Here is an 11,588-nt window from a genome sequence, read left to right as displayed (position 1 = left end):
GTTCAGGGCGGAGGTGGTTCCGGCGAAGATCGAGGATGTGCGGGTCAAGCCGAAGCGGCTCGTTGCCTCACGCCTCCATGGCTCCCTGCTCGGCGGCTGAATCGCGAAGCTGTTGCCGCACATCGGCGTCGATGCCCTGGGCCAGCTTGCGCTGGTGCTTCGTCGTCGAGTGCTGGTAGATCAGCTGGGCCCGCTCGGAGGACTGGCCCGCGCGGACCATGAGGTCCTTCAGCTTGGCGCCGGTGTCGGCGGCGAGGGTGTTGCCGGTGTGCCGGAGATCGTAGAAACGGAAGTTCTGCGGCATGCCGACCTTGGCGCGCGCCTTGCGCCACTTCCGCCCGAAGGTCGAGCGGCGGATGGACAGGTCGAGCGCCGTCCGGGGCGGGTCCGCAAGACCCCCAGCTCTTCCGATGCCATTCGCCCGGCCGCGCTCGAATGACCGGGCACGCGGAGGACATGAGTGTCCGGTATGGACCAGCCAGCCGTTGCACTGGGAGAGCAACTGCTCCTCACTGAGCAGAAACTCGGCGAGACGCGTATGTGTCAGTGCACCACTGTTCGCTGGGGCGCTTGTGAAGTCGCGTTCGCAAAACGGCTGGGAGGCGCTGCCGGCGGCATGGATCTCCGCGCAGCCCATCGGCCGCCGCAGCGGTACGGTGTGCGGCATTCGATCGCCTGTTCCGCGATCGCTGACCAACAAGGGGGTTCCATGAAACACCGCCGCCCGCGCCACCGTCGCAGAGTGATCGCCAGAGCGGTCGGTACGGCGGGTGCGCTGGCCGTCGCTCTGGGTGCGGGGATGACGCCGGCGATGGCCGCCGGGAAGATGTCCAACAAGCCTGCGGCCACCGGGTTCTCGCCCGACCAGCCCGACCACAACACGCCCTGGGCGCCCGAGAACGACGAGGCGCCGCTGCACCACACGGCCGTACATCCCGACGCCCTCACGTCCGGCCGCACGGCTCCGTCCGGTCTCCAGCTCAACATGCCCGCACCGACCGGGCGCCACTCCGTGGGCATGGTCGGTCTGCACCTCGTCGACAAGTCCCGTACCGACCCGTACGTGCCCGGCGACAAGCCGCGCGAGGTGATGGTGTCGCTCTGGTACCCGGCCACCGACACGTCCGGGCACTATCAGGCGCCGTGGATGCCGTCGATCTCCGGCGCCCACTTCCTCGCCTCGCGCGGACTGACGCCGCAGCAGGTGACCCTGCCGAGGACCGCGGGCCATGTCCTCGCCCCGGTGGACACCAGGCTCGGCAAGCTGCCCGTCCTGCTGTACTCGACCGGGCTGCACTCGGACCGCGCGATGGGCACGGCGCTCGCCCAGGATCTCGCCAGCCGCGGCTACCTCGTCGTCACCGTCGACCACACCCACGACGCCAACGAGGTGCAGTTCCCCAGGAACCGGCTCGAGGTCAACACCATGGCGCCGGGCACCCACTCCTCCGACACCCTCAAGGTGCGCGCGGCCGACATCCGCTTCGTCATCAACCAGCTCGGCACGATCAGCAGAGGTGGCAACCCGGACCCCGGCCACCCCACGCTCCCCACCGGGCTGTCGAAGTCCGTGGACATGTCCCGCATCGGGATGTTCGGCTGGTCGCTGGGCGGCGGGGCGGTCGACACCGCCATGCAGCTCGACCACCGTATCGCCGCCGGTGCCGACCTGGACGGCCAGTTCTTCGGGACGGCGCCGAGCAAGGACCTGGACCGCCCCTTCATGCTCTTCAGCTCCGGCACCCACAACCGCAACAACGACCGGTCGTGGCGGACGCTGTGGTCGCACCTGAAGGGATACCGGGTCGACATCCAGCTCCATGGCGCGGCGCACCTGTCGTTCAGCGACAACGAGTGGATGGTGCCGCAGGAGGCGGGCCTGCTCGGGCTCTCCCAGGCCCAGCTCCAGCAGCAGTTCGGCACGATCGATCCGAACCGCGCGATCCAGGTCCAGCGCGTCTACCTCGCCGCCTTCTTCGACCAGGAGCTGCGCCACCGGCACCGCACCCTGCTCGACGGGCCCGACAGGAACTACCCGGAAATCTCCTTCGTCCGCTGACCGGACAGCTGACCGGACATCTGGAGGCCGGGACCTGTTTGCGGGGACCGTTCTTCGGCGTGCCGAGGGCGGCCCCGCATACGCCTAGCTAAAGTGTTCGACTGATGGAACGTTCGGGCGCTCGGCGCCAGTTGAGAGAGGAACTGCTGCCCTGCCCACCGCACCCCGGGCGCCGCGCCGACACCGCATCCGCCGCCGCGCCGATATGCCGATGCTTGGCGGGGTGCGCCCGCCGATCGCCTCACTCGTCGTACTCCTGCTGGTGGTCGCCGCCCTGACCGTGATCGGTCTCGACGGCATCCACGCCGAGCGGGTGCCGCAGGCTGTGCTGAACGGTGAGCAGCAGATCGCCGCGGACACCGCGCTGTCGGTGCGCACCCCGATCGACGTCGAGGCAAGCACGATACGCCGTACGGCCGCCGCGTACCCGGCGACGAGCACATCGACCCCCGCGACCGCGCTCAAGGCGCTCACCTCTGCCAGGAAGCCGGTCCTCGGCCGTGTGCTGCTCGACGCGCACACCGGCAAACTGCTGGCGGCCGGGGGCAGGCCGGTGCCCCTGGCCGGAGTGGACGCCGCCAGGCTGACGTCCGGGCACGGCGCGATCCCGCCCCGGCTGATGACCTCGGGCGGCACGCGGCAACTGCTGTACTTCGCCAAGGTCACGCTGCCCGCACAGCAGGACGCCAACCAGGACCAGTACCAGGCCCCGAGCCGGACCGAGCGGCAGTGGCTGCTGGTGGTCTCCGAGGCGCTCCCCGCCCTCACGACGTACGGCGACGGGCGCACCGCCGAACTGCTGGACGCGAGCGGCACGGTGCTCGCCACCACAGTCCACGGCACGGCGTCGCCGGCCGCCGCCGGCAGCGGTCTGTCCGCGGCGGCGGCCCGCGCGGCGCACGGGTCGGGGAGTGACACCGACGCCTCGGGAAGCCTGCTGGGCGCCGCCACCGGCAGCCGGCGCACCGTGGCCGGCTGGGCCCAGGTCGCCTCGGCGACCGGTCCGGGCGAAACCGACGACCTCGGTCTGGTGGTGCTCACCTCCCGCGCGGTGCCCGCCACGAACACCGCCGCCGACTACTCGGGCTTCGCGCTCGAGGCGGCCGGAGCGCTGGCCGTGGTCGCGCTGCTGCTCGGGATGGCGCTGTACTTCTCCGTGCAGCAGCCGCTGCTGCGGCTGTACCTGTCCGCCGGCCGTCTGGCCCGGGGCGCGACCGGGGACGGGACGGCCGCGTCGGCGGAGCTGTCCCGGCCGGTTCCGGTACATGGCTTCGGGGAACTGGCCCGGATCGGGCGGGCCTTGGACTCACTGCGCGGGCAACTGCTCGGCGAGAGCGGCCCGCAGGAGTTCCCGGCCCGGCGCGGACCGGGCTACCGGGCGCTGGCCGTGGTCGGCGTGGTGGTGGTGGCCTGCTGGTCGATGCCGATGATCTTCGTGCTGAACCGGGCGGACATCGCGACCGCGGTTCCGGCTCCGGTCCTCGCCGACCAGCAGGCGCGCACCGAGATCGCGACGAACCGAGTCCGGCAGTCCCTCGGCCGGTCGTACACCGACCTGAGCGAGGCGGCCGCGAGTCTGCCGGGCAGGAGCCGGGCCGCCCAGACCGAGGTTCTGCGGAAGTCCCTCGCCGACCACAAGCAGTACCGGTCGCTGTATCTTCTGGACCGCTCGGGAGCCATCACGCTGAGGGTGGGCGGCACACCGCTTCGGACCCTCGTCCACGTGCCCCACGACGGCGGGATCACCACCGTCAACACCTCGGGCCGGATACCGGCGATCGCCGCCTACGCGCAGGTCCGGGCCGGCAAGGGCAAGGCCCCGGCGGCCGGGATGGTCCTGTTCGGCGAGATCGACGTGCAGGCGCTCAACTCCATTCTGCCCAGGCCGAAGCTGGGCAGCGTCTGGGTGACGGACCGCGACGACAGGGTGCTGGCGGCGAGCGTGGGCTACCGCGCCTTCCAGTCGCTGCCCGACTCCGGCCTGACCCGTCTCGCCCGCGCCACCCAGGGCGCCCCGGGGACCACGGGCACCGCGACCTCGGCGGTGCACAACACGTCCTCCGGTCCATCGGTCGACTCCGCTGCGCCGCTGGCGCAGAGCGGCCCGACGGCCCGTCTCGGCTGGCACGTGGTGACCGCGGAGCCCGCGGCAGCGCTCCAGATCCCCGCGGTGCAGGCCGAGCAGTACACCATGCTCGCCGGCATCCTGGGCCTCGCCGTGGGCGCGGCCTGCCTGGGGTGGCTGCATGTCGTGGTGATCCGGCCGCTGCGCGCGGTCGCCGTGCTCGTCGAACGGCTCGCCGGCGGAGACCGCCGCACCGTGCTGCATCCGGTCAACCACGACGAGATCGGCTCGGTCACCCGCAGCCTGGAGCTGGTGCGCCAGGCCCTGGCGGAACGCGACCGGGCGGCCAGATCCGGCCACGCCGCCGGACCCTCGCGGTCCCTGCGTGAGAACACCCTCCAGCGGTAGAAGGACGGAATCGGCGTGCTCTTCCTCTATGTCATCGTCCTGCTGTGCTGCGCCGCTCTGTGGATCGCCGGAATCCTGGAGCAGCGGCGGCACTTCGCCTCGCTGGAGCAGATACCGACGCGGGTGCTGGTCAACGGCATCCGCGGCAAGAGTTCGATCACCCGGCTGTGCGCGGGCGCGCTGCGCGGCGGCGGCCTGGTCACGGTGTCCAAGACCACCGGCACCGCGGCCCGGTTCATCCATCCGGACGCCACCGAGGAGCCGGTGTACCGCAAGTTCGGCATCTCCAACATCGTCGAACAGATCGGCATCGTACGGCGGGCGGCAACCTACCGGCCGGACGCGCTGGTGATCGAGTGCATGGCGGTGATGCCCGCGCTGCAGGAGATCAATCAGGAGAAGCTGATCCGCTCCACGATCGGCGTGCTGTGCAACGTCCGCGAGGACCATCTGGAGGAGATGGGGCCGACGCTGGACGACGTCGCCCGCTCGCTCTCCCGCTCCATGCCGGTGGGCGGGGTGTGTGTGACGGCGGAGAAGGACCGGCTGCACATCCTCCAGGAGGAGGCCGACAAGCGGAACTGTCAGCTGATCGCGGTCGATCCGGAGTCGGTGACCGACGCCGAACTGCGCGGCTTCAGCTGGTTCACCTTCAAGGAGAACGTGGCGATCGCGCTCGCCGTCGCCGAACTGCTCGGCGTGGAGCGGCAGACCGCGATGCAGGGCATGTGGGACGCGCCGCCCGACCCGGGCGTGCTGTCCGTGGAGCGCTATGTCACCCCTGAGGGCAAGCGGCTGCGGTTCGCCAACGTCTTCGCGGCCAACGACCCCGAGTCGACGCTGATGAACGTCAAGCAGCTGGAGGACCTGGGCGCGATCAGACGGCCGATCGGCGTGGTCATCAACTGCCGCCCGGACCGGGTGGAGCGCAACGGCCAGATGGGCACGATCGTCCCCGACCTCGCCGCCGAGACGGTGTTCCTGATCGGCCACCCGACCAAGAGCGCCCGCGACGCGATTCCGGACGGCTTCACCGGCCGGGTGGTGGATCTCGGCGGCGACCGCCGGGACCCCGAGGAAGTGACCGCGGCGATCCTCGCGGAACTCGGCCCGGACTCCTCGCTGGTGGCGATCGGCAACATCCACGGCCAGGGCGAGCTGTTCCTGGAGTGCCTCGCCGAGCTGCCGCTGGACGACTCCGAGGACCCGTTCGACGCCGTTCCCGACGGCGACGGCCTGGACCAGGAGACGATGCAGATCGCCATACCCCGGCCGCGGGTCTCGGTGGCCCGGCCGCCCGAGCCGGAGCCGTACAGCTGGGTGGCACCGCTGGAGACACCGACGTACGCCTTCCGCATCCCGGAGCAGCGCGAACTCGCCCGCCGGTTCGCCGACCGCCAGCGCCCGCCCGATGACCAGAGCCCCGCGGACGACCCGCAACACTCCTACGATCCGCACCAGTTCACGAGGAACCCGTGATCCCCGCCAATCTCAACGCACAGACCGCCGCGCTCGGGATCGCCCTCGGGCTGGTCTTCTCGCTGGTCTGCTATCTGACCACCAACCTCTCCCCCGGGGGGATGATCACCCCGGGCTGGATCGCCCTCACGCTCGTCACCGACGTGCGGATGGCCGGGCTGATGGTCGCCGTAGCGGCGGGCACGTACTTCATGATGAAGCTGGTGCAGCGCACGGTGATCCTCTACGGCAAGCGGCTGTTCGCCGCTGTCGTGCTGTGCGCGGTGCTGATGCAGACCACCGTGATGCTCGCCCTCAGCCACGAGTTTCCGCTGCTGTACACGTCACAGACCCTTGGCTTCATCGTCCCCGGCCTGGTCTCCTACCAGATGGCCCGCCAGCCGCTGGCGGCCACGGTCATCTCGACCACGGCGGTGACCCTGGCCACGTACGTGGTGCTGGTCGCCGGCCTGTTGACCGGGGCCCTGCCCACCGGCTGACCAGCTGACCCAGCTCACCACCCTCTCACCTCACAGTTCCAGGAGGACCGGCCATGCACTCCGAACCCGTCGGCAGGCGAAGCCGCCCGACTCGCCGCGCCGTGTTCCGGACGATCGCGGGCGTGGCGGCCGCCGGGGTGGCGGGCGGGTACGCCTGGGACCGCCTCGGACACGGCAGCGACGACGGCGGCGGTACGGCCGCCGGCGGCACGGGCTCCGGCGCGAGCGCCCGGTCCACCGGGGCCCACACCTTCGAGCGGCTGTCCGCCCCCGACCGCACCGTGGTCCGTGCCGGCGACGGCGGCACGCTCGCCACTTTCACCGACGGCGCCCGCACGGCCGTACTCACCGGACCCACCCGCAGCTTCAGCGAGCCGCGGACCACCGAGGCCAAGGTGACCACGGACGCCTGGGTGCGGGTGCTGCCGCACGCGTGGCAGCGGGGCATGGAGAAGTCCGCCTGGTTCAAGAGCTGGTTCCGCAAGGCGCTCGACGACAGCAGCCCGGACGTCTTCGCCGTGGCGTTCCAGTACAGCAGCGCCGGGGCGTCCGACAAGCACAACGCCGACGGCGTGCGCTACGCGGGCACCGCGCACTTCGGCCCGCGGAACGCCGCGGTCAAAAACCCGCTGGACTTCGCTTACTACGACGAGCAGTCCGACTTCTACGACTATCTGGGTGTTCCCTGGGACTTCCCGGACGGCACCCGCGTGCAGCCGGAGAAGGCCCGCTACGGCGACGTCGACTGCTCCGGCTTCCAGCGTCTGGTGTGGGGCTACCGCATGGGCATCCCCATGCACAACACCAACACCGCGGGCACCGGTCTGCCGCGCCGCGCCTTCGCCATCGCCGCATACGGTCCCGGCCGCATGGTGATCCCTCACACCGGCAAGCAGCAGGCCACGGACCTGGACGCCCTGCAACCCGGCGATCTGGTCTTCTTCGCCATCATCAAGGACCGGCCGGACTTCATCGACCACGTCGGCATCTACATGGGCCTCGACGACCAGGGCCGCCACCGCTTCTACTCCAGCCGCTCCGCCGCCAACGGCCCGACCATGGGCGACCTGTCGGGCCACGCGCTGCTGGACGGCACCGACTTCTACGCCCGCGGCTTCCGGGCGGCCCGCCGCCTGTGACTCCGCCGCGTGTGCACCGCCGCTTCACCTGACCTGCTGATCCGAGGACCACTGCCATGACCGCCATCCCCGCCGCCCAGCCCACCGGAGCGCAGCAAGGCCGTCGGGCGGCGAACCGCCGCTCCGGCCGGCCGGAGGACGCCCCGCGCTGGGAGCGCCCGGCGCTCGCCGCGGTGCTGGCCGTCGCCACGGTGCTGTACTCCTGGGGCATCGGGCAGGCCGCGCTCCACCCCTTCTACGGTGCGGCGATACGCTCGATGGCCGGCAGCTGGCGTGCGTTCTTCTTCGGCGGGCTCGACGCCGCCGGTTCGATCAGCATCGACAAGCTGCCCGGCGCCTTCTGGCCCGACGCCGTCTCCGTCTGGCTTTTTGGCCCGCACACCTGGGCGGCCGCGCTTCCACAGGTCGTCGAGGGCGTGCTCACCGTATGGCTGTTGCACCGGATCGTACGGGCCTGGGCCGGTCCGTTCGCCGCGCTGATCGCCGCGCTGGCGCTCACCCTCACCCCGGTCACCGTGGCGCTCAACCGTGCCACGATCCCGGACACCGCGCTCACTCTGCTCCTGGTGGCGGCCGCCGGAGCACTGCAGAAGGCGGTGCGCACCGAGCGGCTGCTGCCGCTGATCACCTGCGGGATCTGGGTCGGGCTCGCCTTCCAGGCGAAGATGCTGCAGGCGTGGCTGGTGCTGCCGGTCTTCGCCGCCGTGTACCAACTCGTCGCACCCGGCAGGCCGTTGCACCGGGCTGTGCGCGTCCTGGTGGGCGGGGCGGTCGCGCTGGCGGTCTCCTGCTCCTGGATGTTCATCGCCTGGGCGACACCGGCCGCCGACCGCCCGTACCTCGACGGAACGTCCGACAACAATCCGTTCGCCCTGGTCTTCGGTTACAACGGCCTGAGCCGCTTCAGCAGCGATCCCACCGCGTTCGGCGCCGTCGCGGGCACCGCCGCCAGTCGCACCACCGGCAACACCGGCTGGGACATGCTGATCAACGACACGGTCGGCCCGCAGGTCGCCTGGTTGCTGCCGCTCGCCGTGCTCGCCGCGGTCCTGGGCGTCCGCCGGCGCGCCGGCCGACCGCGAACCGACCTGCCGCGCGCGGGATTTCTGCTGTGGGGTGGCTGGCTGGCCGTGCACGCGCTGGTGTTCAGCGTCTCCAACGGCAACCACGCCTACTACACGGCCGTCATCGCCCCGGCGCTCGCCGCTCTGGCCGGCGGCGGCCTCGCGCTCTTCCGCTGGGAGTACGAGGCGAAGTACGGGCCGGAGCCGGCGGCGGAGTACGAGGCGGCCAGCCGACGACACCTGGCGCTGCCGGCGGCGATCGCGCTGACGGCGGCGTGGGCGCTGGTGCTCGACTGGCCGACCCGATTCGTCTCCTGGCTGCTGCCGGTCGCTGTGATGCTCGCGCTGTGCGGCGTGGTGGGCCTGTGGAGCCGCGGGCCGCGCACCTCCCCGCGCAAGATCCACGCCGCCCTCGCCGCCGGGATCGCGGCCACTCTGGTCGTACCGGCCGGCTGGGCCGTCTCCAGCCTCAACCCGCTCTACGCGGGCGCCGCCACCTCGCCGATGGCCGGTCCGGTCGGCAAGTCGTACCACGAGCATCACCGTCACGCTCCGCGGAGGGGAGGGCTTGACCGGCCCAGCACCCGCGACACCGCCCTGCTCGACTACCTCACCACGCACCGCCACGGCGAGAAGTACCTGCTTGCCACCCAGGCCGCCTACACCGCCGAGCCCCTACTGCGCGCGAAGTCCGAGCCCGTCCTCGTCATGGGCGGCTTCACCGGCAGCACTCCCTTCCCGACCGCCCAGCAGCTCGGCAGCCTCGTCACCGCCCACCAGTTGCGCTATGCGCTGCTCACCACCCAGCGCCCCACCACTCCCGCCACCACCTGGGCGAAGTCCCACTGCACCCGCATCCGGCCCACCGCCTACGGCGTCCGCACCGACGGCAGCTTCACCCTCTACGACTGCAATCCCCAGGGGTGAGGCGACGCCCCCGAACCCAGGGATCGCGGTCAACGGCCGCAAGGAATCTCTGTACGGGCTCGTACCCAAGATGTGCCATCGGCGTCGAAGCGCGATCGCTTCAGCAAGGTTGAATGGGTTTCCGTGCGCCGCAGAAGCGATGGTTGCCGAAGTCCCTCCCGGCGGCTTGGACTTCGGTACCGGAAGCCCGTGTCAGAGCGATAGGTCGTCGGGCAGGACCCGGAATGCACTGTGTCGGTCCGAGGGGCGCACCCGAGAGCTTGGGGGAAGGACCCGGACGAACTGGGCGGCACCCAGGTGATTCTCGGTGATCTTCGGTATGACGACGCGGCCCCGCCTCATCCAGCGCCGGATGTCGCCGACCATGCCGAGGTCGGCCTCCCGCCCCAGGCGACGGACGTATCAGCGATGACGCTGGTCACGCGGCAGTTCCGGATCCTCAAGTCGCCGACGACTCCCGCGCCCCGTTATGAGCCCGCCACGATCATGCCTGTCAAACGGGCCACGGTCTCAGGCGCGGCTCGGTGCCGAGCCGAGGGCCGGGGTCAGCTCACCCACCTCCCACAAGCGCGCCCAGCGGGAAGATGCGGGAGCGGCCGCTTCCGGGCACCGTGGGAAGGGGGCGGGGTCCGGCTGACACATTCTCGCCGAGCATCGGACTAGCCAAAGGAAATGTTATGGCCATGGCAACAGACATGCTCGTTCCGGCGCTGCGCGACGTCCGCGAGGCCCAAGCCGCGCTCGCCAACCGCTTCAAAGCCCACCTTGCAGTCACGCCCGCCGGGGAGTACCGGGAGGTCTTGGAGCGCCGCGCCGGCGACGCCCGGGGCCACATGCACCGCATCGACGAACGTCTGGGTACGTTGCAGCCCCGCAGGCCGGTGCTGACTGTTCTCGGGGTGTCTGGCACCTCACCGAACAAGCTGCCCGGCTGCCCTTCGACGCGGCAAGGGCTGTCCCGGGCGCCGTGTCGCGGAGCCAGAGGACCGCGTCGGAGCAGCAACTACTGAAGAATGTCGAGGACGAGTACGCGGTTACCGCGTCCGCCGTGGCCATCTGCCGGGCCGCCGAGCGCATCGCCCAGGAAGCCGAGGACGCCGCCAGTTCTGATCTGCTCAGCTCAATCCGCCGCGACGGAGAGGAAGCGCTGGAAGAGCTCGGCAACAGCCTCGATCAGCACGCCGAGGCAGCGGTGGTGGCCGCCGAGGCAACTGAGGGCCTGGGCGCGGGCGGTGCCGCCCAGGCCATCCGCGCCTGGAGCAACTGGTTGCGGGAGACGGCCGAACGCATGCCCGGCGCCGACCGTCTGCAGGGCGTACCGGAGGGAGCCCTCATCACGGAGGACGACCTGCCGATCCCCGACTACCGCAGGCTCAGCACCAAGATGATCATCGACCGGCTCCCGCACCTGGCCCAGACGGATCTGGCCACGGTCGGCGCCTATGAGCGTTCCCACGCGGGCCGCCCCGCGCTCCTGAGCAGGATCGCGGACCTGCTCGGGCCCGTGCCCTGGCCCGGCTACGACAGCATGAACGCGGACGAGATCGTCAAGCGGCTCGGTAACGCCGAAGCGAGCCTCACCCCGCGGGTGCTGGACTACGAGCGTCGTCATCAGGCACGCTCCACCATCCTCGCGGCCGCCGAGCGGACCCAAGCCTGACCGGCCCTCGGCTGCCTGTCGGCCTCCTCCCGCAAAGCAGGTCGCTGGGTAACTCCGGGACGGCCTCCACGGCCGGTACCGGGCGAGCTGTACGGTGCCGACCGTGATGCCCGGAGTGCGCGGCGGTGCGTCGTGGCACAGCGGACCCTCTGCCCACAACGTGTGCGCTCGCAACGGCGCCCCTGGGCCGATCACCGGCAAGCTTCAGACTCGGCGCAACACTGCCGCGTCCACGAGCCGCCGCGCCATTCGACGCCGCCGTGCCCAATCCGTGCCCGTAAGGGCGGACACTCGCGGTCAACAACGGT

Annotated in this window: 8 protein-coding genes and 1 pseudogene; 8 read left to right on the top strand and 1 reads right to left on the bottom strand. The window is 71.0% G+C overall.

What is annotated here, in order from left to right; all coding sequences use genetic code 11:
• Positions 1 to 67 precede the first annotated feature (67 nt).
• Positions 68 to 355, bottom strand: a pseudogene (locus tag ACFYZZ_RS24655) (site-specific integrase); the annotation flags it as partial.
• Positions 356 to 742: 387 nt separating this feature from the next.
• Between ACFYZZ_RS24655 and ACFYZZ_RS24650 the strand changes: the two are divergent.
• From ACFYZZ_RS24650 to ACFYZZ_RS24615, 8 genes are all read left to right on the top strand, one after another.
• The gene (locus ACFYZZ_RS24650) at positions 743 to 2,059 is read left to right on the top strand and encodes an alpha/beta hydrolase family protein (protein ID WP_389179691.1); all 1,317 of its coding nucleotides are present in this window, start codon (positions 743 to 745) and stop codon (positions 2,057 to 2,059) included.
• Between the two features lie 223 nt (positions 2,060 to 2,282).
• The gene (locus tag ACFYZZ_RS24645; RefSeq protein WP_389179688.1) at positions 2,283 to 4,532 is read left to right on the top strand and encodes a HAMP domain-containing protein; all 2,250 of its coding nucleotides are present in this window, start codon (positions 2,283 to 2,285) and stop codon (positions 4,530 to 4,532) included.
• Positions 4,533 to 4,547: 15 nt separating this feature from the next.
• Positions 4,548 to 6,011: a poly-gamma-glutamate synthase PgsB gene (pgsB, locus tag ACFYZZ_RS24640; RefSeq protein ID WP_389179685.1), complete on the top strand. Its 1,464-nt coding sequence runs from the start codon at positions 4,548 to 4,550 to the stop codon at positions 6,009 to 6,011.
• Positions 6,008 to 6,490: a poly-gamma-glutamate biosynthesis protein PgsC/CapC gene (locus ACFYZZ_RS24635; protein ID WP_067004711.1), complete on the top strand. Its 483-nt coding sequence runs from the start codon at positions 6,008 to 6,010 to the stop codon at positions 6,488 to 6,490. Before pgsB ends, ACFYZZ_RS24635 begins: the two co-directional genes overlap by 4 nt.
• Positions 6,491 to 6,543: 53 nt before the next feature.
• Positions 6,544 to 7,629 (top strand): NlpC/P60 family protein, encoded by a 1,086-nt coding sequence (locus tag ACFYZZ_RS24630; RefSeq protein ID WP_389179681.1) that lies wholly within the window; start codon positions 6,544 to 6,546, stop codon positions 7,627 to 7,629.
• A gap of 56 nt (positions 7,630 to 7,685) precedes the next feature.
• Positions 7,686 to 9,620 (top strand): ArnT family glycosyltransferase, encoded by a 1,935-nt coding sequence (locus ACFYZZ_RS24625; protein ID WP_389179679.1) that lies wholly within the window; start codon positions 7,686 to 7,688, stop codon positions 9,618 to 9,620.
• Positions 9,621 to 10,303: 683 nt separating this feature from the next.
• Entirely contained in the window at positions 10,304 to 10,630 is a 327-nt protein-coding gene (locus tag ACFYZZ_RS24620; protein ID WP_389179676.1) for a hypothetical protein, read from the top strand.
• Between the two features lie 38 nt (positions 10,631 to 10,668).
• Positions 10,669 to 11,280, top strand: a complete 612-nt coding sequence (locus ACFYZZ_RS24615) for a hypothetical protein (protein WP_389179673.1) — start codon at positions 10,669 to 10,671, stop codon at positions 11,278 to 11,280.
• The last annotated feature ends 308 nt before the right edge of the window (positions 11,281 to 11,588 follow it).

This window comes from Streptomyces sp. NPDC001816, from assembly GCF_042892235.1.
Taxonomy (GTDB): Bacteria; Actinomycetota; Actinomycetes; order Streptomycetales; family Streptomycetaceae; genus Streptomyces.
The sequence above is the reverse complement of the archived record's forward strand: the minus strand, read 5'-3'. Positions and strand labels throughout refer to the sequence as shown.

What these genes read in the sequence shown, in the direction of transcription:
- ACFYZZ_RS24620 (WP_389179676.1), top strand. Translation starts at nt 10,304, where the DNA reads ATGGCAACAGACATGCTCGTTCCGGCGCTGCGCGACGTCCGCGAGGCC.
- ACFYZZ_RS24630 (WP_389179681.1), top strand. Translation starts at nt 6,544, where the DNA reads ATGCACTCCGAACCCGTCGGCAGGCGAAGCCGCCCGACTCGCCGCGCC.
- ACFYZZ_RS24625 (WP_389179679.1), top strand. Translation starts at nt 7,686, where the DNA reads ATGACCGCCATCCCCGCCGCCCAGCCCACCGGAGCGCAGCAAGGCCGT.